20 protein-coding genes are annotated in these 24,269 nt (G+C 73.4%); 12 read left to right on the top strand and 8 right to left on the bottom strand.

The window, feature by feature from the left end; translation table 11 throughout:
• Positions 1–66: 66 nt before the first annotated feature.
• Positions 67–1,575 carry a M28 family metallopeptidase gene (locus AB4K12_RS20325; RefSeq protein ID WP_368435522.1) on the top strand — a complete coding sequence of 503 codons (1,509 nt, stop codon included), beginning with the start codon at positions 67–69 and terminating at the stop codon, positions 1,573–1,575.
• A gap of 55 nt (positions 1,576–1,630) precedes the next feature.
• On the opposite strand, the gene AB4K12_RS20330 is transcribed toward AB4K12_RS20325, so the two are convergent.
• Positions 1,631–2,518: a DUF4231 domain-containing protein gene (locus AB4K12_RS20330; RefSeq protein ID WP_368435523.1), complete on the bottom strand. Its 888-nt coding sequence runs from the start codon at positions 2,516–2,518 to the stop codon at positions 1,631–1,633.
• Between the two features lie 151 nt (positions 2,519–2,669).
• Between AB4K12_RS20330 and AB4K12_RS20335 the strand changes: the two genes are divergently transcribed.
• On the top strand, positions 2,670–5,045 hold the full coding sequence (locus AB4K12_RS20335; protein ID WP_368435524.1) for a phosphoketolase: 2,376 nt from the start codon (positions 2,670–2,672) through the stop codon (positions 5,043–5,045).
• 19 nt (positions 5,046–5,064) lie between these two features.
• Here AB4K12_RS20335 and AB4K12_RS20340 read toward each other — a convergent pair whose 3' ends face one another.
• Entirely contained in the window at positions 5,065–5,925 is an 861-nt protein-coding gene (locus AB4K12_RS20340) for a universal stress protein (RefSeq protein ID WP_368435525.1), read from the bottom strand.
• 160 nt (positions 5,926–6,085) lie between these two features.
• On the opposite strand from AB4K12_RS20340, the gene AB4K12_RS20345 reads away from it, so the two are divergent.
• Both AB4K12_RS20345 and AB4K12_RS20350 read left to right on the top strand, forming a co-directional pair.
• Positions 6,086–6,742, top strand: a complete 657-nt coding sequence (locus AB4K12_RS20345) for a HemK2/MTQ2 family protein methyltransferase (protein ID WP_368435526.1) — start codon at positions 6,086–6,088, stop codon at positions 6,740–6,742.
• A 118-nt stretch (positions 6,743–6,860) separates the two neighbouring features.
• Positions 6,861–7,046, top strand: coding sequence for a CDGSH iron-sulfur domain-containing protein (locus AB4K12_RS20350; RefSeq protein WP_368435527.1), 186 nt, complete (start codon positions 6,861–6,863; stop codon positions 7,044–7,046).
• An 11-nt stretch (positions 7,047–7,057) separates the two neighbouring features.
• On the opposite strand, the gene AB4K12_RS20355 is transcribed toward AB4K12_RS20350, so the two are convergent.
• Positions 7,058–8,038 (bottom strand): iron-containing redox enzyme family protein, encoded by a 981-nt coding sequence (locus tag AB4K12_RS20355; RefSeq protein WP_368435528.1) that lies wholly within the window; start codon positions 8,036–8,038, stop codon positions 7,058–7,060.
• Positions 8,039–8,040: 2 nt separating this feature from the next.
• The gene (locus AB4K12_RS20360; RefSeq protein WP_368435699.1) at positions 8,041–9,552 is read right to left on the bottom strand and encodes an FAD-dependent oxidoreductase; all 1,512 of its coding nucleotides are present in this window, start codon (positions 9,550–9,552) and stop codon (positions 8,041–8,043) included.
• Positions 9,553–9,776: 224 nt separating this feature from the next.
• Here AB4K12_RS20360 and AB4K12_RS20365 point away from each other — a divergent pair, with 224 nt between their 5' ends.
• Complete coding sequence (locus tag AB4K12_RS20365) at positions 9,777–11,363, top strand: phytoene desaturase family protein (RefSeq protein WP_368435529.1); 1,587 nt, start codon at positions 9,777–9,779, stop codon at positions 11,361–11,363.
• Positions 11,364–11,403: 40 nt separating this feature from the next.
• Here AB4K12_RS20365 and AB4K12_RS20370 read toward each other — a convergent pair whose 3' ends face one another.
• The 3 genes from AB4K12_RS20370 to AB4K12_RS20380 all read right to left on the bottom strand — a co-directional run bounded on the left by AB4K12_RS20370 (position 11,404) and on the right by AB4K12_RS20380 (position 13,135).
• Positions 11,404–11,901 (bottom strand): nucleoside deaminase, encoded by a 498-nt coding sequence (locus AB4K12_RS20370; RefSeq protein WP_368435530.1) that lies wholly within the window; start codon positions 11,899–11,901, stop codon positions 11,404–11,406.
• A 113-nt stretch (positions 11,902–12,014) separates the two neighbouring features.
• Positions 12,015–12,485 (bottom strand): cyanase, encoded by a 471-nt coding sequence (cynS, locus tag AB4K12_RS20375; protein WP_368435531.1) that lies wholly within the window; start codon positions 12,483–12,485, stop codon positions 12,015–12,017.
• A 53-nt stretch (positions 12,486–12,538) separates the two neighbouring features.
• Positions 12,539–13,135: a carbonic anhydrase gene (locus tag AB4K12_RS20380; protein ID WP_368435532.1), complete on the bottom strand. Its 597-nt coding sequence runs from the start codon at positions 13,133–13,135 to the stop codon at positions 12,539–12,541.
• Between the two features lie 123 nt (positions 13,136–13,258).
• Between AB4K12_RS20380 and cynR the strand changes: the two genes are divergently transcribed.
• Entirely contained in the window at positions 13,259–14,167 is a 909-nt protein-coding gene (cynR, locus tag AB4K12_RS20385; RefSeq protein ID WP_368435533.1) for a transcriptional regulator CynR, read from the top strand.
• A gap of 16 nt (positions 14,168–14,183) precedes the next feature.
• Here cynR and ppk2 read toward each other — a convergent pair whose 3' ends face one another.
• Positions 14,184–15,011, bottom strand: coding sequence for a polyphosphate kinase 2 (gene ppk2 / locus AB4K12_RS20390; RefSeq protein ID WP_368435534.1), 828 nt, complete (start codon positions 15,009–15,011; stop codon positions 14,184–14,186).
• Between the two features lie 181 nt (positions 15,012–15,192).
• Here ppk2 and AB4K12_RS20395 point away from each other — a divergent pair, with 181 nt between their 5' ends.
• The 6 genes from AB4K12_RS20395 to AB4K12_RS20420 all read left to right on the top strand — a co-directional run bounded on the left by AB4K12_RS20395 (position 15,193) and on the right by AB4K12_RS20420 (position 24,241).
• Entirely contained in the window at positions 15,193–15,858 is a 666-nt protein-coding gene (locus tag AB4K12_RS20395) for a pyridoxamine 5'-phosphate oxidase family protein (RefSeq protein ID WP_368435535.1), read from the top strand.
• Between the two features lie 445 nt (positions 15,859–16,303).
• The gene (locus tag AB4K12_RS20400) at positions 16,304–16,456 is read left to right on the top strand and encodes an FDLD family class I lanthipeptide (protein ID WP_179198839.1); all 153 of its coding nucleotides are present in this window, start codon (positions 16,304–16,306) and stop codon (positions 16,454–16,456) included.
• A 177-nt stretch (positions 16,457–16,633) separates the two neighbouring features.
• Positions 16,634–18,037, top strand: a complete 1,404-nt coding sequence (locus AB4K12_RS20405; RefSeq protein WP_368435536.1) for a lanthionine synthetase C family protein — start codon at positions 16,634–16,636, stop codon at positions 18,035–18,037.
• 92 nt (positions 18,038–18,129) lie between these two features.
• Positions 18,130–21,441, top strand: coding sequence for a lantibiotic dehydratase (locus AB4K12_RS20410; protein WP_368435537.1), 3,312 nt, complete (start codon positions 18,130–18,132; stop codon positions 21,439–21,441).
• Complete coding sequence (locus AB4K12_RS20415; protein WP_368435538.1) at positions 21,438–23,291, top strand: ABC transporter ATP-binding protein; 1,854 nt, start codon at positions 21,438–21,440, stop codon at positions 23,289–23,291. The genes AB4K12_RS20410 and AB4K12_RS20415 overlap by 4 nt, the downstream gene beginning before the upstream one ends.
• Positions 23,288–24,241: an MsnO8 family LLM class oxidoreductase gene (locus tag AB4K12_RS20420; RefSeq protein ID WP_368435539.1), complete on the top strand. Its 954-nt coding sequence runs from the start codon at positions 23,288–23,290 to the stop codon at positions 24,239–24,241. Before AB4K12_RS20415 ends, AB4K12_RS20420 begins: the two co-directional genes overlap by 4 nt.
• The last annotated feature ends 28 nt before the right edge of the window (positions 24,242–24,269 follow it).

The following is a 24,269-nucleotide window of genomic DNA, read 5'->3' on the forward strand; positions in this document are numbered from 1 at the left end:
CCGTTCGGCCCACTTCCGTCACGCCGCCGTCCCCGACGACGGCCCTCCGCGTTCCGAAAGGACGTCATGCGCGCGTTGCTCCGCCGCCGGGCGATATCGGCACTCGTCACGACCGCCGTCGCCGCCCCCGTGCTCCTCGCCGCCACGGCCGCCCCCGCCGGCGCCCTGACCCCCTCCCCCGAGGACCGGCACAGACAGGCCGAACGCCTGGCGAAGAAGCTGGTCAAGGCCTCCTCCGGGAAGAGCGCCCACCGTCACCTCGAGGCGCTGCAGGACATCGCCGACGACCACGGCGGCAACCGCGCCGCGGGCACCGCCGGCCACAAGGCGTCCACCGAGTACGTCCACCGCCTGCTGAAGAAGGCCGGTTACGACGTCTCGTACCAGGACTTCGACTTCTACGAGTCCAAGACGCTGCGCGAGAAGCTGGGCGTGGTCTCCCCCGACCCGCGCGAGATCAAGGTCGCCGCCTACGACTTCAGCGCGCCCTCGCCCCAGGGCGGCCTGAAGGCCGCGCTCGCCGCGCCCCGCGTCGACGACACGCCCGGCTGCGGCCTGGACGACTACGCCGCCGGCGACTTCAAGGGCAGGATCGCCCTCGTCAAGCGCGGCGCCTGCACCTTCCAGCAGAAGGAGGAGGTCGCCGCCAAGGCGGGCGCGGTCGGCCTGATCCTCTACAACCACTCCGGCACCGCGCCCGTGCACGGCACGGTCGAGGACCCGGCCAAGGCCCACATCCCGGCCGGCGGCGTCTCCCTGGCCGACGGCGAGGCCCTGGCCGCCGCGGTCGCCAAGGGCGAGGTCACCGTCTCCCTGGACGTCGCCACCGAGGCGACCAAGGTCCGTACCCGCAACGTGATCGCCGAGACCCGGGGCGGCAGCGCCGACCACGTCGTGACGCTCGGGAGCCACCTGGACTCGGTGCCCGAGGGCCCGGGCATCAACGACAACGGCTCCGGTTCGGCCGGCCTCCTCGAGGTCGCGCTCAAGCTCGCCCAGGAGACCCGCAAGCCCGGCGGGAAGCCGGCCAACAAGGTGCGCTTCGCCTGGTGGTCGGCCGAGGAGCGGGGCCTGCTGGGGTCGAAGTACTACGTCTCCCAGCTGAGCGAGAAGCAGCGCAAGCAGATCGCGCTGTACCTCAACTTCGACATGATCGCCTCGCCCAACCCGGTGCAGTTCGTCTATGACGGCGACGACTCCGACCACAAGGGCTCGGGCCCCGGGCCCAAGGGGTCCGCGCAGATCGAGCGCCTGATCAACGGCTTCCTGGACCGCGAGGGCGCGCCCCACGAGGGCACCGACTTCGACGGCCGCTCCGACTACGGCCCGTTCATCGCGACCGGCATCCCGGCGGGCGGCACCTTCACCGGCGCCGAGGGCATCAAGACCCCGGAGCAGGCCGCCCGGTACGGCGGCACCGCGGGCATCGCCTACGACCGCAACTACCACGGCGCCGGCGACACCCTCGCCAACATCGACCGCAAGGCGTTCGACACCAACATCGACGTCATCGCCCACGCGGTCGGCATCTACGCCCACGACCTGAGCTCGCTGGACGAGCCGGTCAAGGACTAGCACCACCGGCGCCGGGCGGGGCGGGGATCCCCGCCCCGCCCGGCGCGCGGCCCCGCTATTCGGTCGTCCACTTGATCATCCACGTGTCGTTGAGCACCGAGATGACCCCCTCGCAGCGGGCCACGAACGCGTCGTCCGCCTCCGGCCCGCCGTCACCCGCGCCCCGGCGGGACACCAGGCGCCGCAGCTCGCCCGCCGTCCGCGCGTACTCCATCTCCTGGAAGGCGTACTTGGCCGCCACGCCGTGCGCGCTGACCGCCGCCCCGGCGGTCACCACGACGGCCACCCAGGCGGCGGCCCCCTCCACCTCCAGCCCGCCCGCCAGCGCGCCGAGCACCGCCCCGGCCGCCCCCAGGGCGAACTCCACGCGGCGCACCACCGCCACCTTGCGCCCCATCTCGCCGGCCTTGGGCCAGTAGTAGCCGTCTATCTGACGCCGTACCCGCAGCGCGACATAGGAGTCGACGTCCGAGACCGCGGGCAGCGCACGCGTCACCGGCACGATGCCCCGGGTGTGCGGCAGCAGGTCCACCGCGGCCGATTCCACCCGCTCCGTACGCTCCCGCATCGCCCGCCCGGCGCCGGCGCCCCGGTACGGAGACACCCCCGCCAGGCAGCTGTACACCTCGTTCTTCAGCGCCTCGGCGGCCGACCGCGTCCTGGTCCACCGCTGGACCGCCTGCGGCCCGGCCCGCTGCCCCACGACGGGCACCAGCCCCACGGCGACGGCGGCGAGAAAGGCCAGCACCCTGCCGAGCGACGGCCGGTCGGCCAGCGTCTGGGACGCGGCCGTGCCGAACAGCGCCCCGGCCATGCCCAGCAGCAACGACGCGGTTCTCGCCCGCTCGATCGTCCGCTTGAGCCGGTTCGCGGCCTGGGACCACACACTCTGCCGGTCCCACGCCTCCGCCGCCGCGGCCGCCGTCTCCCCCGCATCGTCCACGACGGCGATTGTGGCGGACCGCGGCCGGTCGCCGAAAGCGCGCCGGTCCGCCGATTTCCGCCCTGGCGGCGCACCCATGGGAGGGCCAGGCTGGGACAGAAGACTGGGGACAGGAGACCGGGGAAGGCCAGACCAGCGTTGCGGAGGACTCATGCGGAACGACACGACCGGCGGTCCCGGCGAGCGGGAGCTACGGGCTCTGGACGCGCACTGGCGCGCCGCGAACTACCTGGCCGTCGGACAGATCTACCTGATGGGCAACCCGCTGCTGAGGGAGCCGTTGCGCCCCGAGCACGTCAAGCCGCGGCTGCTCGGCCACTGGGGGACGTCGCCGGGGCTGAACCTCGTCCACACCCACCTCAACCGGGTCGTCCGCTCCCGTGAGCTTCAGGCCCTGTGCGTCTGGGGACCGGGGCACGGCGGGCCGGCGGTGCTGGCGAACTCCTGGCTGGAGGGGTCGTACTCCGAGACGTACCCCGATGTCAGCAGGGACGCGGCGGGCATGGAGCGGCTGTTCCGGCAGTTCTCCTTCCCCGGGGGCGTGCCCAGCCATGTGGCCCCCGAGACGCCGGGCTCGATCCACGAGGGCGGAGAGCTCGGCTACTCCCTCTCCCACGCCTACGGGGCCGCGTTCGACAACCCGGACCTCCTCGTCGCGTGCGTCATCGGCGACGGGGAGGCCGAGACCGGGCCGCTGGCGACGTCCTGGCACTCCAACAAGTTCCTCGACCCGGTCCACGACGGTGCCGTCCTGCCGATCCTCCACCTCAACGGCTACAAGATCGCCAACCCGGCCGTCCTCGCCCGCGTCCCCGAGCCCGAACTGGACGACCTGCTGCGCGGCTACGGCCACGAGGCCCTCCACGTGACCGGCGACGACCCCATGGCCGTCCACCGGGACATGGCCGCCGCCCTGGACACCGCGCTCGACCGGATCGCCCTGATCCAGCGCACCGCGCGGCAGGAGGGCGTCACCGAACGCCCGCGCTGGCCGATGATCGTGCTGCGCACCCCGAAGGGCTGGACCGGACCGGCCGAGGTCGACGGCCTGCCCGTCGAGGGCACCTGGCGGTCCCACCAGGTGCCGCTGTCCGGCGTCCGCGACAACCCCGAACACCTGCGGCAGCTCGAGGCGTGGCTGCGCTCGTACCGGCCGGAAGAGCTGTTCGACCAGCAGGGACAGCCCCGGCCCGAGGTGCTGGCCTGCGTGCCCGCCGGCGAGCGCAGGCTCGGCGCGACCCCGCATGCCAACGGCGGTCTGCTCCTGCGCGACCTGCCCCTTCCGGACCTGGAGCGTTTCGCCGTCCCCGTCGACAAGCCCGGTGCCACCCTGCACGAGCCCACCCGCGTCCTGGGCGACCTCCTCGAGAACGTCATGGAGGCGACCACCGACCGCCGGGACTTCCGCCTGGTCGGCCCCGACGAGACCGCCTCCAACCGGCTCCAGGCCGTCTACCGGGCCAGTGGCAAGGCCTGGCAGGCCACGACCGTCACCACCGACGAGCACCTGGACCGGCACGGCCGGGTCATGGAGATCCTCTCCGAGCACACCTGCCAGGGCTGGCTCGAGGGGTACCTCCTCACCGGCCGGCACGGGCTGTTCTCCTGCTACGAGGCCTTCGTCCACATCGTCGACTCCATGGTCAACCAGCACGTCAAATGGCTGCGGGTCAGCCGCCGGCTGCCGTGGCGCCGGCCCATCGCCTCCCTCAACTACCTGCTCACCTCGCACGTATGGCGCCAGGACCACAACGGCTTCTCCCACCAGGACCCCGGCTTCATCGACCACATCCTCAACAAGAGCCCCGAAGCCGTACGGGTCTACCTGCCGCCGGACGCCAACACCCTGCTGTCCGTGGCCGACCACGCCCTGCGCAGCCGCGACTACGTCAACGTCATCGTCGCCGGCAAACAGCCCTGCTTCGACTGGCTGGGCCTGGAGGAGGCCCGGGCGCACTGCGCGCGCGGCGCCGGGATCTGGCCGTGGGCCGGCACCGAGGACGGCACCCGCGATCCCGACGTGGTCCTCGCCTGCGCCGGCGACGTGCCCACCCAGGAGGTGCTCGCGGCCGCGCAGCTCGTCCGCCACCACCTGCCCGACCTGTCCGTGCGCGTCGTCAACGTCGTCGACCTCGCCAGGCTGCTGCCCGCCGGGGAGCACCCGCACGGCATGACCGACGCCGAGTACGACGCGCTGTTCGCCCGGGACAGGCCGGTCGTCTTCGCCTACCACGGCTACCCCTGGCTCATCCACCGCCTCGCGTACCGCCGCGCCGGCCACGCCGACCTGCACGTGCGCGGCTACAAGGAGATCGGCACCACGACCACCCCGTTCGACATGGTCGTGCGCAACGACCTCGACCGCTACCGCCTCGTCATGGACGTCATCGACCGCGTCCCCGGCCTCGCCGTCCGCGCCGCCGCCGTCCGGCAGGCCATGGAGGACGCCCGCACCCGCCACCACGCCTGGATCCGCGAGCACGGCACGGACCTGCCCGAGGTCGCGGAATGGACGTGGCAGGGCTGACCGAGGCGGTCGGGGAGCTCTACGGGTGCGGCACCACGGCCACGGGGCAGGAGGCGTGGTGCAGCACCGCGTGGGTGACGTGGCCGACGCGTCGGCGGGCGGTGCGGCGTCCGACGACGAGGAGCCCGGCCCGCCCGCCGGTGGACAGCAGCACCTCTGACCCGCTGCCCATTTCGACGTGCTCGGCGACCGTCACGTCCGGATACACCTGCCGCCACGGCCGCAGGGCCTCGGCCAGCCGCCGCTTCTCCAGCGGTTCGAGCCCTCCGGCCTCGTCGGCCAAGCGCAGGGATCCGGGGCTCCAGGCGAAGACCGGGGGCAGCGACCAGGCCCGTACGGCCCGAAGGCGCGCGCCCCGCGCCCGCGCGGCCTCGAAGGCGAACTCCAGGACGCGGTCCCCCTCCTCCGTCACGTCGTCGACGCCCACCACCACCTCGTCCGACGCGGGCCCCCCGCCCGCCTCGCCGGGGTCGCGGACGAGCACCACCGGGCTCTCGGCCTGCCGCAGCACGTGCAGGGCGACGGAGCCGACCAGGTACCCGACCAGGGCGCCGTGGCCGCGCGAGCCCAGCACGAGCAGGCCGGTCCGCCGCGTCTCGGCGACCAGGGCCGGCACCGCGTCGTCCGGCAGCACATGGGCCGAGACCGGCAGCCCGGGCTCGGCCGCGGTCACCCGGCTCTCCGCCGCCCCCAGCAGGTCGTGCGCCCAGCGCTCCTGCGTCCCCGCGTCCGCCTCGATGGGCAGGTCCAGGGGTTGCCAGGTCCAGGCGTGCACCAGGCGCAGCGCGGCGCCCCGGCGCCGTGCCTCGGCCGCCGCCCATACGGCGGCGGCCAGGCTGTGGTCGGTTCCGTCCACTCCCGCGGTGATCGTGCCGGACATGAGGCCCTCCCGGTGGCGGTACGGACATGCTCGCCGCGGCCCACCGCCGCGCGCAACCGGGCCGCACGGCCGGGGCGCACGGCCGGGGCCGGGCGCCGTCGCCGACGGCACGGCCTCGCCGGCCGGGTTTGGCCCGTCGGGAAAGGGTCACTCGGGATGGATGTGGTTCCTCAAGCCTCCGGGTGTCTACGCGCCGCAGGAGGACACGTGGATGCTGGAGGCCGCCCTGCGGCGGGAGTGCCTGCCGCCCGGGGCCCGGGTGCTCGACATCGGGACGGGGACCGGCGCGCTCGCCCTCGCCGCGGCCCGGCAGGGGGCGGCACGGGTCACGGCCGTCGACGTCTCCGTGCGCGCGGTGCTCACCGCCCGCGTCAACGGCCTGCTGGCCCGGCGTCGCATCCGGGCGGTGCGCGGTGACCTGCTGGGGCCGGTCGCAGGGGAGCGCTTCGACCTGGTGCTGGTCAACCCGCCGTACCTGCCCGCGCCCGCCACCGGCCGCCCGGCCCGGGCGGTGGACCTGCCCCGGGACGCCGGGGAGGACGGGCGGAGGGTGCTCGATCCGCTGTGCGCCCGCGTACCGGCCCTGCTGGAGCCGGCCGGGGTGCTGTTGCTCGTGCACTCCGTGCTGTCCGGGGTGGAGACGACGCTCGCCCGGCTGGCCGAGGGCGGGCTGGACGCGCGGATCACCGACCGCCGGTTCGTTCCCTTCGGCCCGGTCGTCCGTGCGCGCGCCGAGTGGCTGCGCTCGCGCGGTCTGCTCGCGCCCGGTCAGGACAAGGAGGAGCTGGTGGTGATCCGTGCCCGGCGCACCTCGTGACGCGCCTGACGCACATGACGCACATGACGCATGTGACCGCCGTGAGCACGCCGGGGCGTCTTGGCGACGCGCGCCCGGTCCGCCCGCCCGCCGCGTGTGGCAGGAGCCGGGCGGCCCGATGCTCGTCGAGGGGCCCGTCGAGGTCGTGGGGGACGACGGCACGCTCACGCGTTCCGACCGGCCCGTGGTCGCCCTGTGCACGTGCCGGCTCAGCCGGATCTTCCCGTGGTGCGACACCAGCCATCGAGGTCCCCCGCCACCGCGGGGCGACCGGGAGTCCGGGGACGGGCCTTCCCCAACGTAGCGGGGCCTTCCTCAGCGCAGGGGAACGCGCAGCGACGACCGGCCCGCCCGCCAGGCACCGAGGAGATGGTCGCCCAGGCGTTCCTCCAGCAGCAGGGTGGCGGCGATCCCGAACACCACGTCGGCCGCCAGACGCGGCTCCTCGCGGAGCAGGCCGCCGACGACCTCGTGGCGTACGAGCTGCTCGTGCACCGCGTCCGCCTCCACGTGCTCGGCGTAGAAGTGGACGGCCGCCGCTCCCCCGCCCAGCCTCTCCAGCGCCTCGACCATCCGCCGGGAGGCGGGCGGGGAGGTGCTCTCGACGACCGCGAAGTGCCCCACGAGGGCGCCGCGCGCGGCCCGGTGGAGGCCGAGGAGCGACATGAGGTTGACGGTGGCCAGGGTCGGGGCCGGCGCCGCGTCCAGGTAGTGGCCGTAGGTGTCGTCGAGGTACAGGTCCCGCATCAGGGCGGCGAAGAGCGTGGCGTGCACCCGCTCGGCGCGGCCGGCCCCGAACTCCTCGTACTCGACCGTGGCCAGGGCGGCCTTCGCCACGCCGGTCAGCCGCGGGATCATCCAGGCGTGCGGGTCCGCCTCCTTGAGCTGGTAGAGCGAGCGGTGCGCGGCGTACTCGCGCAGCTGCCACAGCTGCCCCTCGTCCCGCAGGAAATGCGTGACGCCGTGGCCGTCGAGCGGTTCGGTCACCAGGTCCCCGAGCGCGGAGTCCACGTCGTCACCGGGCGGTACGTCCGCGCGCAGGGCGGAGCGGAACGCCCGTTCGAGGGCGTGGCGCAGCCTCAGCAGTCCGGGATCCCACTCCCATGTGTCGTCGACCCCGTCGAGGCCCCGGTAGTGGAGTTCGTAGCAGAGGTACAGCGCGAGCTGGAGGTCGTCGCCGTAGGGGTCCGCCCGGCCGGCGACGGCGTCGTCGGGCAGGCGGGCGCCGGGGTCGCGGGCGAGCGCCTCGGCGAGCGCGGCGGTCAGTTCGCCGCGCGGGGCCGGGCAGTTCGCCACCGTCACTCCTCCGGGACGTCGCGGACGTCGCGCGCGTCCAGGGGCCGGGTCGCCGGTCCTTGGAGGACCGTGCCGTCGACGGCGAACCGCGAGCCGTGGCAGGGGCACTCCCAGGTCCGCTCGGCGGCGTTGAAGGCCACCAGGCAGCCCAAGTGGGTGCAGCGCGCGGAGACCGCGCGCAGGGTGCCGTCGTCCTCCCGGTGGACGGCGCAGCGCCTGCCGCCCAGGCGGACGACGGCACCGCCGCCGGGCGGGATGTCCGCGGCCGAGTCCGCGTGGGTCGTGGGCAGCCGGTCGCCGACGAAGTGGCGTCCGACGGAGGCCTGGTGCCGGAGGAAGGCGGGCGCCTCGCGCACCGTGCTCCACAGCCGCCGCGGGTCGTACAGCCCGGCCCACGGCGGGACGTACCGCCCGACGATGAGTTCCGTCAGCAGCCGCCCGGCCATCACCCCGCCGCTCATGCCCCAGCCGCCGAAGCCGGTGGCGACGTAGGTGTGCTCGGCGCCCGGGTGGAAGGGCCCGACGAGCGGCACCGTGTCGGTGGGGTCGTTGTCCTGGGCCGCCCAGTGGTGGACGAACTCGGCACGCGGGAAGTGCTCGGTCGTGAAGGCGGCGAGCCGGGCGTAGCGTTCGGCGACGCCGCCCTCGCCGGGGGTGAAGTGCTCGCCCGTGACGATCAGCAGCCGCCGCTCCTCGTCGTAGGGGGCCGTGCGCACCGACCGCGTCCGGTCCTCGTCGGTGATGTACATCCCGCCCGGGTCGTCCCCGGCGGGGATCACGGCGGCGATCGCCAGCTCGCGGCGCGGGGAGAGCCGGGTGAACAGCAGGGCCCGGTCGAAGACGGGGTAGTGGGTGGCCACGACGACCTCGCGGGCGGTGACCACGGCGCCGTTCTCGGTCGTCAGCCGGCACGGCGTGCCCTCGGTCAGCCCGGTGACCCGGGTGCGTTCGAAGAGGCGCCCACCGCGCTCGCGCAGGTCCTCCGCGAGCGCGAGCAGGTACTTGCGCGGGTGGAACTGCGCCTGGTCCTCGACGCGTACGGCGCCCGCGACCGGGAAGGGCAGCCCGGTCTCCTCGGTGTACGAGGCGTCCAGCCCGGCCGCGCGGGCCGCCTCGGCCTCCGCCTCGACGTCCGCCCGCCGCGCCGGGTCGGTGACGTAGACGAAGGCGGACGCCCGCTCCAGCTCGCAGTCCACGCGCAGCACGGCGGCGACCTCGACGACCCGTTCGACCGCCTCCCGCTGGGACCGCGCGTACAGCCGCGCGCCCTCCTCGCCGCGGGTGCGGCGCAGCTTGTCGTAGACGAAGGTGTGCAGCGCGGAGAGCTTTGCGGTGGTGTACCCGCTGACCCCGGCGGCGAGGCGGTCGGCCTCCAGGACGGCCACCGAGCGGCCGGCGTCGATCAGCTCCCAGGCGGTGCTCAGGCCCGCGACGCCGCCGCCGACGACGGCGACGTCCACGTCGATGTCGGAGGTCAGCGGCTCGGCGCGGGGGGCAGCCGCCACCGTGGCCATCCAGTACGACTCGGCGCTGCCGGGAGGCCCGGGGACGGGGCCCGGGGGTGCGTCCGGGCCGGGAGTGCGTGACATGACCGTCCGGGTTCCCCCGATGCCACGTCCGAAGCACAACGCTCCGGCGACGCGTCCGTCCGGGTGGCTCGGCAGCAGCCGCACCGACCCATCGGACACGCCCCAGCCTTCGTCTGGCGCGCCGGGCCCGCTCCGTGCCACCATCCTCTATGAGCCGGTATGACGCGGTTGTCGTCGGTAGTGGTCACAACGCACTGGTCACGGCGGCCTATCTGGCCCGCGCGGGATGGGGCGTCCTCGTCCTCGAGGGCAACGACCGTCCCGGCGGCCTCGTACGGACCGAGGAGCTCACCGTGCCGGGGTTCCGGCACGACGTGTACTCCTCGGCGCACCCCCTGTTCACCTCCGGCCCCGCCTACGCCGAACTCGGTCCGGAGCTGGCCGGGTTCGGGCTGACGTACCGCGACTCCCGCTACGCCATCGGCGTGTCGACGCCCGGCTCGGGGTCCGCGGTGTTCTCCACGGACGCCGCCGAGAACGTGGCGGAGGCCGATCGCCTGGCCCCGGGCGACGGCGCCGCCCTCACCGCTCTGCTGACGGACTTCGCACCCTACGCCGGGCCGGTGTTCGCGCTGTTCGCCGCGGACCTCACCAGCCCGGAGTCGGGGCGGGTCATCCACGACCTGATGCACGAGGACGGCCATTACTCGACGTTCGCCCGGGACTTCCTCCGTACGTCCCGGGACCTGCTCGAGCACCGTTTCGCCTCACCCGTGCTGCACGGGATGCTCGCGCCGTGGGCGCTGCACCTGGGGCGCGGGCCCGACGAGGGCAACAGCGCCTTCTGGACGCTGCTGGTGCTGATCGCGGTGACCACGGCCGGCATGCCCACGCCGGAGGGCGGCAGCGAACGGCTCGCCCGGGCGCTGACGGCCCTGATCGAGCGGCACGGCGGCCACGTCGCGACCGGGCGGTGGGTGGAGCGGATCCTGGTCCGCGACGGCCGCGCGGTGGCCGTGCGCACGGCGGACGGGGACGTCGCCGAGGCCCGGCGGGCCGTCGTCGCCTCGGTGAATCCCGACCAGCTGTACCTGAAGCTGCTCGCGCACGAGGACGGCGCGGTCCCGCCGGCGATCCGGCGGCAGGCGGGCGAGTACCGCTACGGGCGCGGCTGCGTCCAGGTGCACCTGGCCCTGTCCGAGCCGCCCGTGTTCGAGGACGAGCGGCTGGCCCGCACCGGGCAGTCGCACCTCACGCCGGGCCTCGACGCGCTGTCCCGTTCGGTGGGCGAGGCGACCCGGGGCCTGCTTCCCGCGACACCGACGATCTCCTTCGACACGCCGTCCGCCGCCGACCCGACGCGATGCCCGGCGGGCGCGGCCGTGGCCCGGCTGCAGATGCTGGACGTGCCGCTGCGGCTGCGCGGGGATGCCGCCGGGGAGATCGACACCCGCGACGGGTGGACCGAGGAGGTGAAGAACGCCTTCGCGGACAGGGTGATCGCGCTCGCCGCCCGCCACGCGCCGAACCTGCCCGCGGCCGTCATCGGCCGGCATGTGCTCGCACCGCCCGACCTCGCCCGCTTCAACCCCAATTGCGGTCCGGGCGACCCGTACGGCGGCAGCCACGAACTGGCCCAGAGCTACCTGCTGCGCCCCCTGCCCGGCCAGGCGTCGCACCGGACCGTCGTACCGAACCTCTACATGGTCGGCGCGGCCACCTGGCCGGGACACGGCGTCAACGGCGCCTCCGGCTACATCGTCGCCAAGGAGCTGCTGTCACCGGGGAGCGGGTGAGGAGCGCCTGAGGAGTCAGGCAGTGGGGATCAAGCCGCGATCACGCGGTGGGGGCGCCCGCCACGCGGCGCTCGCCGCCGTTGAGCTCCTGCCAGAGCCGGTAGACGTCGACCGCGGCGTCGCGCGCCTCGTGGCGCATGGGCAGGCGGCGCTCGGCGGGGTCCTTGGCGAACTCACCGTAGAAGGAGTCGAGCTCGAAGTACTTGCGGTCGTCCACGTAGTGCGGCTCGTAGGACTCGCGGGTGGTGAGGAAGACGACCTCGTCGGGGCTGCAGTAGTACAGCGAGCCCAGGCACATCGGGCACGGGTGGGCGAGGACGTAGATGGTGGTGCCCGTCAGGTGCTCGGTGCCCAGCTTCACGCACGCCTCGCGGATGGCGAGGATCTCGGCGTGCGCGGTCGGGTCGTTGGTCTGCGCGACCCTGTTGGGGGATTCGGCGAGGATCTCGCCGTCCTTGACGATGACGGTCGCGAACGGCCGGCCGCCCTCCTCGACATTGCGGCGGGCGAGGTCGATGGTGCGCTGTGCGAAGTCCATGGGGTTCCTCCTCGAAGGGGACGTGGGACGGGCCGGGGCGGGCCGGCGGCAACGCCGCACGGGGCCCGCCCCGGGCTCCACCTGACATCGGCCGGATCGGCCGGATTCCTGGGTCAGAAGGGCTTGGTCGGCAGGTACTTGCCGTCCAGGGTGATGACGGCGCGCTCGCCGCCTTCGGGGTCGGCGACCTTCTTCACGTCCAGCTTGAAGTTGATCGCGGAGATGATGCCGTCGCCGAACTCCTCGTGGACCAGGGCCTTGAGGGTGGTGCCGTAGACCTGGAGCATCTCGTAGAAGCGGTAGATCGTCGGGTCGGTGGGGATGCCGCCGGGGATCGAGCCGCGGGTCGGGATGGCCTGCAGCAGCATCGCCGCGTCCTCGTCCAGGCCCAGCAGCTCGGCGACGGCCTTGGCCGAGGCCTCGGGCAGCGGGTGCTGGCCGAGCACAGCGGCGGTGGTGAAGGCGACCGACAGGCCGGACGCGTCGGCGATCCGCTGCCAGGACAGGTTCTTGCGGATCTTGGCCTCGACAGCGGCGTTGGCCAGGGCCTCGCGGGCGGTGGGGTCGAACTGGGCGTGCGTCATGGGAAGGGTTTCCTTTCGAGAGGGGTGGGGGGGTAGGGGGTGGAAGGCGGCGGTCAGGCCGCGAGGTGGGCCGGACGGCCGGTGGGGTCGAGCTCCTCGACGGCGCCGGAGGCGATGTCGTAGACCCAGCCGCGCAGGGTGACCGTGCCCGCGGCCAGGGCGCGGGCCACCGACGGGTGGGTGGCCAGGTTCGCCAGCTGGGCGCGTACGTTCTCGCGGACCAGGGCGGCCACGTCCGGCGCTTCGGCGGCCGTACGGGCGACGGAGGCGTCCGCGAAGCGCAGCCAGCCGGCGATCGCGGGCGCGGTGCTCAGGTCGTGGCTCTCGGCGAGGGCCGTCATGGCCCCGCACGCGGAGTGCCCGCAGACCACGATGTCGGTGACGCCCAGGACGGCGACGGCGTACTCGATGCTCGCCGCGATCCCGTCCGGGCCGGGCGCGTAGGCGGGGACGAGGTTGCCGGCCGTACGGACGACGAACAGCTCGCCGGGCTCGCTCTGGGTGATCAGTTCCGGCACCACGCGGGCGTCGGAACAGCCGATGAACAGCGTCGTCGGCCGGTGCGTGGTGGCCAGGTGGGCGAAGAGCTCCGCCTTGGCGGGGTGGACGTCCCGCTGGAAACGCGCGACGCCGTCGGTGAGGTCGTGCATGGTCACTCCTTCCGTGGCTGCCGGCCCCGTGGGGCTGACGTGTTCCACCATGCACGACCTGGACCTATAGCGTCCAAGAGCGAATATCCATGACTTCCATCGACCCCATCTATAGTTGCCTCCATGGCCCTGGAACTCCGCCACCTGCGCTACCTGCTCGCCGTCGCCGACCACGCGAACTTCACGCGCGCCGCCGAGGAGCTGCACATCTCCCAGCCCACGCTGTCCCAGCAGATCAAGCAGCTCGAGCGCACGGTCGGCGCCCAGCTCCTCGACCGCACCGGCCGCACCGTACGGCTCACCGACGCCGGCGAGACCTACGCGCTCCACGCCCGCCGCGCCCTGCGCGACCTGGCGGCCGCCGAACGCGCCGTCGTCGACCTGGCCGATCTCTCCCGCGGCCACCTGCGCCTGGCCCTGACCCCCACCTTCACCGCCTACCTCGTCGGCCCCCTCACCGCCGAACTCCACGCCCGGCACCCGGGGATCACCCTGGAGGTCAGGGAGACGACCCAGGACCGCGTCGAAGCCGGACTGCTGGCCGACGACTTCGACCTCGGCATCGCCTTCCACGGCCCCCACGCGCCCGGCATCGCCGCGGCCGGCCTGTTCACCGAGACCCTCGGCCTCGTCACCGGAGCCCACCGGCCCGCCACGGACGGGCAGGACCCGCTACCCGTCCGGGACCTCGCCGAACGTCACCTCGCCCTGCTCAGCGGCGACTTCGCCACCCGCGGCCACATCGACGCCTACTTCGCGGCCCACGGCGTCCGGCCGCACATCGCCGTGGAGGCCAACTCCATCCAGGCCCTCACCGAAATCGTCCGGCGCGCCCCACTGGCCACCGTCCTGCCCGACGCCATCACCGACGACCACCCCCACCTGAGCCCCGTCCCCCTCGACCCACCCCTGCCCACGCGCACCGTCACCCTCCTACGGCGCGAAGGCGCCTACCAGAGCGCCGCCACACGCGCCTTCACCCACCTCCTCCAGCACCTCGTCCACACCCGCGGCTACGCCCCTCCGTCCTGAGCCACCGGCCACGTGATCACTTCTCTTCTTCTCGGACGAGGTCGGCCGCGTGGTCGGGTACCCGGGTCTGCCGGTCCCGGGGAGGCCGCCGGTATCCGGTGGACGGCGGGCGGGGCGGCAGTTCGACAGTGGGCTCGGGAACGTCGTGGTACGGCACCGTCGACAGCAGGTGGGCGATCATATTGACGCGGGCCGCACGCTTGTCGTCGCTCTCGACGACGTACCAGGGCGCCTCGGGGAGGTCAGTGTGCGTGAACATCTCGTCCTTCGCCCGCGAGTACGCCTCCCAACGGGTGATCGACTCCAGATCCATCGCCGACAGCTTCCAGCGGCGCGTCGGGTCCTCCAGACGGTTGCGGAATCGCTGTTCCTGCACGGTGTCGCTCACCGAGAACCAGTACTTGCGCAGCAGGATGCCGTCCTCGACCAGGAGCCGTTCGAAGACGGGGCACTGGGCGAGGAAGCGCCGGTACTCCCCCTCGGTGCAGAAGCCCATGACGTGCTCGACCCCGGCCCGGTTGTACCAGCTGCGGTCGAACAGGACGATCTCACCCGCGGCGGGCAGGTGCGCGACGTAGCGCTGGAAGTACCACTGAGTACGTTCCCGCTCGGTCGGGACGGGCAGGGCGGCGATCCGGGCGACGCGCGGGTTCAGGCGCTCGGTGACCCGCTTGATCGCACTCCCTTTGCCCGCCGCGTCGCGCCCTTCGAAGACGACGACCACCCGGCGGCCCTCGGCCCGCACCCACTCCTGGAGCTTGACCAGTTCCACTTGGAGCCGCAGCAGCTCCCGCTCGTACACCGGGCGCGGTAGACGCCGCGGACGGTTGTCGCTGTCGGCCACCATCACCTCCTGTGATCACTCAACGCTACGGGCGCGGGACCGGAACACCGATCGGGCGCGCCCACCGGCCCGTCCCGATCGGCGGCGCAGCGCTGGCACGCGTGCCCGGCCTTTGTTCCCCTGGGAGACGGGGACGACTCAGGAGCCCCACGCCCACGGGGCGCGACGCGGAGGTGGGGAGATGCACGCCGACGGGCCGGTCCCGCCGCAGGAGGAATCGTTGGTCACCCGCTGTGCCGTGCGCCGTCGGCAGCTCGGGCTGACGCGCGAGGAGCTGGCACATCGCGCCGGCATGTCCGTCGCCTATCTGGACCGGGTCGAGACCTTGAGCGGCGACTTCGACCCCGCCGCGCTCATGCGCCTCGCCGCCGCACTGGAGATGCCGTACGACGAGCTCGCCAGGGGCCCGCGGGAAGCGGCGCCCGGCCGGCGGAAGGCAGACCCGCATCCCATGCTGGCGCAGCTTTCCGAGGACGAGTGCTGGCGGCGGCTCGGCACCCACGGCATCGGCAGGATCGGCCTGAGTGCCACCGGGTCCGCCCCCGTCGTCCTGCCCGTGAACTTCCTGGTCGACGGCCGCACCATCGTCTACCGGACCGAGACCGACGGCGCGGCGGCCCCGGCGGAGGGGGAACAGCTCGCGTTCGAGACCGATCGCATCGACGAACAGCTCAGCCGCGGCTGGAGCGTCCTCATCACCGGAACGGCCGAGCTCATCACCGACGCGGGCACGGTCGAGGCCCTCGCCACCCGGCCCGGCGCCCAGCCCTGGGCCGGCGGGAAGCGCGACCTGTGGGTCCGCATCCGGCCCGGCGAGGTGACCGGACGCACCATCCACACCGAGTAGGACGGCCGACCGCTCCGTCTGCCGGTAAGCCACTCGCCCCATCCGGCCCTCACATGACTGATTCTGGTTGGGTCACCGCCTGACGAGGGACCCGTAGTGCACCGATCGAGCCAGTCCATTCTCCGGCGATCACTGCACACCACACAAAGCCCTCAACATCCACCGCACCAGCGGAAGATGGACACCTCACGGTGTCCCTCAACCACCGGATGATACGGAAACCAGCCATCCTGCGTCCGGATTAGACCATTCCACTCCGAGTTGATCAGCAGCTTTCGTGATCTTGTTAACTGCGCCACATCCCCCATGGCCGGAATGGTGCGTCAAAACCGGCCATCGCGTTCGAACTGCGTGCTAGAACTCTCCTACAGCCGCTCCCATGCACGGAATTCAGTGGAGCCCGGCCGGGGGAGCGGGAATTCATGAATTCACAGTGGAGGTAAAGATGGAGCAGGATTTCGATCTCGATGTCCGCGTGGCCGTTGCCCCGGTCCAGGACACCGCTCAGGGTTTCGCGAGCATCGGCAGCACCTGCTGGTCCTGCAACAACGCTTCCTGCGGTTGCCCGATCACGATCGGCTACCCGACGGTCTGCTGATCGCCTGATCGCCTGAACGGGCAGGTGCTCGTAGGGGGGAATCCCGGTGCCGTCCGGCGCCGGGAGCCTTCCGGGGGTGGGAAGCCGGGGGCTTCCCGGGAAACGGCCGGCAGTCGGCCTCGGTGCGCCGTTCGGGGAGCGGCGCCGGGAATTGTGGTGAATCGGGGGAAGTCCGCGGTGGCGGTGCAGGAAGTGCAGGAATTCGGGGCGCGGGAATTCGGTACGCGGGAATTCGGTACGCGGACCGCCGAGGTGGCCCGCGCCATGGCCGGCCGACTGGCGGCGTTCGCCGGTGCGGCGGCGGAGACGGCGCGGGAATCGGCGCCGAAGACGGAGAAGACGGAGCGGACGACCGCGGGCCCCGCGTCCGCGGCGCACGGGTCGAGCCTCGCCGACGGCTACCCGGGGATCGCGCTGGCGTTGCTGCACGCCGGCAAGGCGCTGGACGAGCCGGAACTCCTCGACGCGGCGCAGGCGCTGCTCCGCCGTGCCGCGCAGGCCACCGCCGAGGAGCCGCTGGCCGGGGCCGGGCTCTACGCCGGCACCGCGGGTTTCGCGTCCGTCCTGCTCGACTTCGCGGTGTACGACCGCCGTTACCTGCCGTCCCTGCGCCGGATCGCCGACCGGCTCGGCGAACAGATCATGGCCGCGCCGCGTCTTGAGCCCGGTTCGGGGCTGCCCGTCTCCGACTTCGACGTCATCTCGGGCGCGGCCGGTCAGCTGGCCGCGGCGGTCCGCCTCTGCACGGTCCTGGAGTCCTCGCCCGGCGACCCGATCCGTGTCGCGGCCGAGCAGCTGACGGAGTATCTCCTGCGGGTGACCGAGCCGGACGACCGGCGGCGGTTCGGCTGGTTCACCTCACCGGACTACTACCCGGCGTATCCGGGGTACGAGGAGCAGGCCCCGTACGGGATGTACAACCTGGGCTTCGCGCACGGCCTGCCGGGCATCGTCTCGGCCCTGTGCACCGTGGCCGCCGCCGGGATCGGCGGCTCGGGCCCGGCCGAACGCCTGGCGCGGACCACGGCCTGGCTGGTCGAGAATCAGCTCGGGGACGAGGTGCCCGGCGCCGCCTGGCCGAACCTCCTGCGGGCAGAGGAGGGGACCGGACTGCCCGTCGCCCCGCTCGGCCGGCACTCCGCGCGCGCCGCCTGGTGCTACGGCGCTCCGGGGATCGGCATCGCCCTGCTGAGCGCCTCCAAGGTGCTCGGCGACCCCGGTCTCGAGGCGACCGCGGTCGGGGCCCTGCAGCGGGTGGTGGACTGGGCGCCGGCCGAGCGGAACGTCTTCTCGCCCAGTCTCTGTCACGGCCACGCCGGACTGCTGGCGGTCTATCAGCGGGCCCACGCGGTCACGGGTTCGGCCTCCTTCCGGGCCATGGCCGAGAACTCGCTGTCGACCGTGCTGTCACTGGCGGACGAGGCCCGCCCCTACGTGGTGACGGACGAGCCCCGGCGTGGCGAGTTCGTCGACGACCCGGGATTCCTCAACGGCGCGGCCGGTGTGCTGCTCGCCCTCTGCGGGGCTCTCGCACCGCGGGCGACGACATGGGACGAGGTCTTCTTCCTCACCCCAGCCTGACCACCCGACCTGTCCGTGACGGCCCGGCGGCAGCGGATCCCGAACCTCCGCTCCTCGTAAAAGCGTTGCCCCAGCACAGCTAAGGAACGATCGTGACCCGTCGGAACGCCGACTTCGGCGACCGCAAGTCCGGGACAGACCGCAGAGACCGCGGAGACCGCGTCTATGTCGCACGGGACTTCTTCCTGCTCCGCGCGCCGGGCCTGCCGACCCGGGGGATGACGGACCTGCTGGCCGCCGGCGCGGACCCGGAGGGGTGGGAGGCCCGCTATCTGCGGGGTCTGCTGGACCTGTGGGCGAAGCCCGGGGTCCGCTCGGCGATCTCGCTGGCGGCCCCGGACCTGGCCCGCGCCGTGGAGGGCGTCGACGGCCTCTCGGCCCGGGACCGGCGACGCGCGATGATGAGCCTCGGCCGGTACCTGAACCGGATGAGCATGCGGCCGACCCCGCTGGCCACGGTGGCGGGCGTGGCGGTGGGCTCGTTCCAGGAATCGGCCGCGCCTGCCCGGTCCGACGCCCCTCCCGCCGCCTCACCCGCCTCACCCACCCCGCCCGATGCCCCTCCCCTCCCCCGGCTCGGCGTGCCGGCGATCGTCGACGCCGTGGCCAGGCCGGACATGGGCTGGGTGCTGCACCTGTTCAAGTCGGTCACCGAAGCCCCGCGGGCCCGGCCCGAACTGGAGCTGCGCACCAACGATCTGATCCACCGCAGCCGGGGCCGGGCCTGGCTGTCCACGGCCGACGCCTACGGCGAGGGGTCGCGACGCTCGGCGTCGGTCCGCTGGTCCCCGGCGGTCCGGCTCGTACTGGAGTCGGCCCGTACGCCGAAGACCTTCGGTGCGTTGCGCGACGAGCTGGCGCAGCGGTATCCGGCGGTCCCGTCGGAGAAGGTCACCGCGCTCCTGGACCAGTTGGTCGAGCTGGACTTCCTGATCACCGCGCACCGGCCGGTCCTGCTGGAGGGGTCGGAACAGCCGCCGCTGTCGGCCCGGTTGGCGACCGCCCGCGACGGCGACGCGATCGCCGCGCTGGCGTCCGTCGAGGCTGCGCTGGCCGCGTTCAACACCGCCGGCGACGTGACCGCCCTGGAAGCGCTCCAGGAGGAGATCGCCCCGGCGGCGCGGCAGGTGAGCGAGGGCTACGGCGGGCCCCTGCTGCGGGTCGACGCCCGGCTGAACGTCCCCGCCCCGCCCGTCCTGCCGGCCGAGGTCCAGAAGCTGGCGGAGGACGCCGCCGAGATCCTGACCGCCGTGGGCGACGTGTACCGGTACCCGTTGCGGCTGCGTGACTACGCGACGGCGTTCACCGAGCGCTACGGCGCACAGGCCGAGGTCCCGGTCCTGGAGGTGCTCTCCGAGGAGACCGGCCTGGGCCCGCCGGCGAGTTATCTGAATCCGCCGCGTTCCTTCGAGTTGCAGCCGACGACCACGAGCGACCGGAGCAGGGAGGACCGGGACGCGGTCCTGCACCGGCTCGCCGCCGACGCGATCAGCCGCGGCAGCCTGGAGGTGGTCCTCGACGAGCGGTGGACCGCCGAGCTGCGGCAGTACGACGACCGGCCGCTGAGGCCCGCGATCGACGTCCACCTGCAGCTGACGCCGCCGACGGCCGCGGGGTCGGGGTGGCGCGGGGTGGTCACGGCGGTGGCGTACGGCGGCCGGACGTTCGCCCGGTTCCACGACGTGCTGGGCGAGGAGGGGCGCCGGGGTCTGGCGGAGCTGGCCGAGGCGGAGGCCGCGCTGCTGCCCGGGGTGGCGGTGGTGGAGCTGACCTGCCTGCCGGAGAAGGCCCGGGCGACGAACGTCGCGGTCCGTCCGGCGGTCCGCGCGCTGGAGCTGCCGCTCAACGTGGCGCCGGGGCTGCCCGCCGACCAGGTGATCGCGCTCGAGGACGTGGTCGTGGGGGTGCGCGAGGGACGGCTGTACCTGCACAGCCCGGTCCTCGGGTGCGACCTGCACGTCACCCAGCACACCATGCTCAACCCGCTGATGGCGCCGAACGTCGGCCGCTTCCTGCTCGACGTCTCCGCGGCGGCCTTCCGCGAGGTCTCGCCGTTCGACTGGGGCTCCCTGTCGGCGAGCATGCCGTTCCTGCCCCGGGTCGTCCGGGACGACCTGGTGCTCAGGCGCGCGCGCTGGCTGCTGAGCGCCTCCGGACTGCCGGCCGGCTGTACGGGCTCGCCGGCGGCCTTCGCCATGGCCGTCGCGGCCTGGCGCGAGCAGTGGAACGTACCGCGCCGCACCGTCCTCACCCAGGGCGACAACACCATCCTCCTCGACCTGGAGAGCGCCCCCTCGTTGGAGGAGCTGCGGCTGGCCGCCGCCCGGGACGCGGACTTCGTCCTGCGGCTCGAGGAGGCGCTGCCCGGTCCGGAGGAGGGCTTCCTGCGGGACGAGGCCGACGCCCCCTTCGCCGCCGAGGTCGTGGTGCCCGTACTGCGCGGAGGGCGGGCGCCGGCGCCCCGGGCGGCGGCCGTCGCCCGGCGGCCGGTCACCGATGCCGAGCGGCTGCGGCCGGTCGGCGGGCCGTGGGTCTACGCCAAGCTGTACGTGGAGCACGACGCGCAGGACGCCCTCCTGGTCGGGGAGGTGACGGCGCTGGCACGCTCGCTGGCGGACCGCGGCCTGGCGGGGCACCCCTTCTACCTGCGGTACGGCGACCCCGCCCCGCATCTGCGGTTGCGCTTCCGGGCCTCCGGTCCGGCGCGTGCCGCCGAGCTGCTGGGCGAGGTGGCGACGTGGGCCCACGGCCTGGTCGTCGAGGGCCGGATCATCGACGTCTCCTTCGAGACGTACCGTCGCGAGATAGAACGCTACGGCGGACCCGACCTGATCGACGCGGCCGAGGAACTGTTCCGCCGGGACAGCGCCGCGACCCTGGCCCTGCTGCGGCACCTCGCCGCGCCCTCGCCGGCGGGCGAGGTCCCGCTGGAGAAGGCCGCGCTCACCGCGCTCAGTCTCGAGGCCGTCGGCCGGGTGCTGGTGCCCGACTTCGCCGAACGGCACGCCCTGGTGCGGACGATGGCCGGCCCGCAGGCGGGTGGTACGGAGTACCGGGCCGTCGCGCGCCGGCTGTGGCAGGGGTACACGGCGCCCGGCGCCGAGGCCACGGTGCTGGGGCAGGTCGGCGCGGCCTGGCAGGACGCCGGGACCGCGTACGCCGCCCGGGTCGCCGAGCTCGCGGCGGCCGACGCCCTCTGGTCGGACCGGAGGGACATCCTGCGCAGCCTGTTCCACATGCACAGCAACCGGATGGGCCTGCGGCGCGAGCAGGAGGACGCCGCGTACGGCATGTGGCGGCGGCTGCTCGACCGGGTCGCCGTGGCCGAACGGACCGCCGTGGCCGAACGGATCGCCGTGGCCGAACGGATCGCCGTGGCCGAGGATGCGGGGCGGTCCCGGTGAACACTCGCTCCCTGCTCCGGCGGCTTGCGGCCGCGCCCCGACCGGGCCTGCTCGTACTGCGCCAGTCCTGGCGCGGTGACCGTGCCGGGACCGCGCAGGTGATCGCGATCTCGCTGCTCGTCGGCATCCTGCCGGCCGGTCAGGTCACCCTCACGGCGGCCTTCGCGACGGCTCTGCTGCGCGCGGCGGGCAGCCCGCACCCGCAGCTCCGGGGCGTTCTGTTCTACCTGGTCCTGCTGGCCGCGCTGGGCCTCGGTTCGCAGCTGCTGATCCTGTTGCAGAACCGGGCCATGCAGCGCTGTCAGAGCAGGCTGTCGGCCCATCTGTCGGAAGAGATCATCAGCCGGGCGAGCCGCTTCACGCTCTCCCAGGTGGAGGATCCGAAGATCCAGGACTCGCTGCAACGGGCCGTCCGGGAGGTGGGCTTCCGCCCGGGCATGATGCTCTCCCAACTGGTGCAGACGACCACCCAGGTGGTCGCCTTCGGCTCGGTCGGGGTGATCCTGTGGACCCTGGACTTCCGGGTGGCGCTGCTGGCCATGCTCGCCCCGGTCCCGACGGTGGTCGCGCAGATCCTGCAGGGCAAGCGCGCCCACGCGCTGGAGCACGGGCGCTCCGAGGAACGGCGCCGGCTCGCCTACTGGCAGCACCTGGCCTCCCAGCCGAACTCGATGAAGGAGGTGCTGGCCTTCCGGCTCGCCCCGGTGGTCCTCAGCAACCACCGGCGACTGCTGACGGGCATCGTCGGCGCGGACCTGCGGCTGGCCAACCGGAACCTCCGCCTATCCATCCCGATGGTGATCCTGACCGCGACGCTGACGATCTCCGCGCAGGCCGTCGCGATCCTCGGCGGCACCGACGCCCGGCACGTGGCGGGCCTGCTGGCGGTCATCCAGGCGATCGGCATGCTGCAGAGCAGCGCGCAGATCCTCTACGGCGCCGTGTCCGGCATGTACGTCAACCAGCTCTACCTCCGCAACGTGAACGACTTCCTCACCATCGAGCACACACCGCTCCCCGAGGGCGAGCTGACGTTCCCGCGGAGGATCAGTGAGGGCATCGAGTTCCGTGACGTGTCGTTCCGCTATCCCGGCAGCGCACGGCCCGCCCTGGAGAACGTCTCGTTCACCCTGAAGCCCGGCCAGGTGACGGCGGTCGTCGGCCTGAACGGCGCGGGGAAGTCCACCCTCGGCAAGCTCCTCGGCCGCCTCTACGAGCCGACCGAGGGCTCGATCCTCGTCGACGGCGTCCCGCTCGCCGGCCACCGGCTGGACAGCCTGCGCGACCGCGTCTCGTACGTCTTCCAGAACTACGTCGAGTACCAGCTCTCGGTCGGCGAGAACATCTCGCTCGGCCTGGAGCACGAGGCCGGGCGGGAAGCCGGGCGGAAGACCGACCGGGTCGAGGCCGCGGCCCGCGAGGTGGGCATGCACGAGCACATCACCTCCCTCCCCCAGGGCTACGACACCCAGGCCGGGAAGCTGTTCACCGGCGGGGTGGAGTTCTCCGGCGGCCAGTGGCAGCGACTGGCCATCGCCCGGGGCATGGTGCGCTCGGCCTGCGTACGGGTCATGGACGAGCCGACCGCCGCGCTCGACACGATCACCGAGGCCGAGCTGCTCGACACCCTGACCACCGCCACCTCCGGCCGGGTCTCGCTGCTGATCGCCCACCGCTTCTCGTCCGTGCTGCGCGCCGACCGGGTGCTGGTCTTCGACCGCGGCCACCTCGTCGAGGACGGCGACCACCACGAGCTCATGCGTCTCGGCGGTCTCTACGCGCGCATGTACGAGGCACAGACCGCCGGCCACGCACCCACGGCGGGAGCCGGGACGGGAGCCCGAGGATGAAACTCACCGCGTTCGACCAGGTCCTGGTCTACGGCGCCACCGGCCCTGCCGGGGCCGCCCGCGAGTCGGTCCGGCTGGCCGTGTCGGCCGAGCGCCTGGGGTACGACCGGTTCTGGGTCGCCGAGCACCATGGCGCGACCAGCGGCTGCGGCTCGCCCGAGATACTGGTGGCCGCCGCCGCGGCGGAGACCGCCACCATCCGGGTGGGCACCGCCTCGGTCCTCCTCCCCCACTACGCGCCCCTGAAGGTGGCGACCACCTTCAACCTGCTGGAACGGCTCTTCCCCGGGCGGATCGACCTCGGCATCGGCCGCGGCCCCGGCGCGGGCGAGCCGGTCGTCCGGCAGCTCGCGCGACCCGACGAGGCCCCCTACCCGGAGAAGGTCGAGCGCCTCGTGACCCACCTCACCGTCGGCACGGACCTGCTGCCCGACTCCACGCCGCCCCAGCTGTGGCTGACCGGCGCCGGGCCCGGCGGCGCTCTGCTCGCCGCCCGCCACGGACTGCCGTTCAGCCTCGCGCAGTTCGCCCACGGCGCCGCACGGCCGGACATCGTCGACCTGTACCGCGACAACTTCCGCCCGGGCCCGCTCGGTGCGGTTCCACGCGTCAGCATCGCCGCCCGGGTGGCCTGCGCGGAGGACCCACGGGACGTCCGGCTCCTGCGCTCCCTCCTCGCCCTGGCCGCCGCCCCGACGAACCGCCGGACCCTTCCGTCCTGGGACGAGCTCCACGCCATGGGCTCCACCGCGCCCTCACCGATCGCGGGCACGGACACGGACGGTATGTCCGTACTCGCCGGAGTCCCCACGGAGGTGGCCGAGAAGCTCGCCGCCCTGATCGCCGCCTACTCCCCCGACGAACTCGCCTTCACCACCGTCTGCCCCGACTTCGACCTACGGGTCCGCACCTTCGAGCTGCTCCGCGCCATGCTCCCGGCCGTCCCCTGACCGCGGGCACGGCTGCGGGCATGGCCGC

Origin of the sequence: Streptomyces sp. C36 (genome assembly GCF_040932295.1) — a bacterium.
GTDB lineage: Bacteria > Actinomycetota > Actinomycetes > Streptomycetales > Streptomycetaceae > Streptomyces > Streptomyces triculaminicus.

Bases quoted from the DNA above. Each gene is read 5' to 3' on its own strand.
- AB4K12_RS20325 (WP_368435522.1), top strand. From the start codon at position 67: ATGCGCGCGTTGCTCCGCCGCCGGGCGATATCGGCACTCGTCACGACC.
- AB4K12_RS20335 (WP_368435524.1), top strand. From the start codon at position 2,670: ATGCGGAACGACACGACCGGCGGTCCCGGCGAGCGGGAGCTACGGGCT.
- AB4K12_RS20340 (WP_368435525.1), bottom strand. From the start codon at position 5,925: ATGTCCGGCACGATCACCGCGGGAGTGGACGGAACCGACCACAGCCTG.
- AB4K12_RS20345 (WP_368435526.1), top strand. From the start codon at position 6,086: ATGTGGTTCCTCAAGCCTCCGGGTGTCTACGCGCCGCAGGAGGACACG.
- AB4K12_RS20350 (WP_368435527.1), top strand. From the start codon at position 6,861: ATGCTCGTCGAGGGGCCCGTCGAGGTCGTGGGGGACGACGGCACGCTC.
- AB4K12_RS20360 (WP_368435699.1), bottom strand. From the start codon at position 9,552: ATGGCCACGGTGGCGGCTGCCCCCCGCGCCGAGCCGCTGACCTCCGAC.
- AB4K12_RS20365 (WP_368435529.1), top strand. From the start codon at position 9,777: ATGAGCCGGTATGACGCGGTTGTCGTCGGTAGTGGTCACAACGCACTG.
- AB4K12_RS20370 (WP_368435530.1), bottom strand. From the start codon at position 11,901: ATGGACTTCGCACAGCGCACCATCGACCTCGCCCGCCGCAATGTCGAG.
- cynS (WP_368435531.1), bottom strand. From the start codon at position 12,485: ATGACGCACGCCCAGTTCGACCCCACCGCCCGCGAGGCCCTGGCCAAC.
- AB4K12_RS20380 (WP_368435532.1), bottom strand. From the start codon at position 13,135: ATGCACGACCTCACCGACGGCGTCGCGCGTTTCCAGCGGGACGTCCAC.
- cynR (WP_368435533.1), top strand. From the start codon at position 13,259: ATGGCCCTGGAACTCCGCCACCTGCGCTACCTGCTCGCCGTCGCCGAC.
- AB4K12_RS20395 (WP_368435535.1), top strand. From the start codon at position 15,193: ATGCACGCCGACGGGCCGGTCCCGCCGCAGGAGGAATCGTTGGTCACC.
- AB4K12_RS20400 (WP_179198839.1), top strand. From the start codon at position 16,304: ATGGAGCAGGATTTCGATCTCGATGTCCGCGTGGCCGTTGCCCCGGTC.
- AB4K12_RS20420 (WP_368435539.1), top strand. From the start codon at position 23,288: ATGAAACTCACCGCGTTCGACCAGGTCCTGGTCTACGGCGCCACCGGC.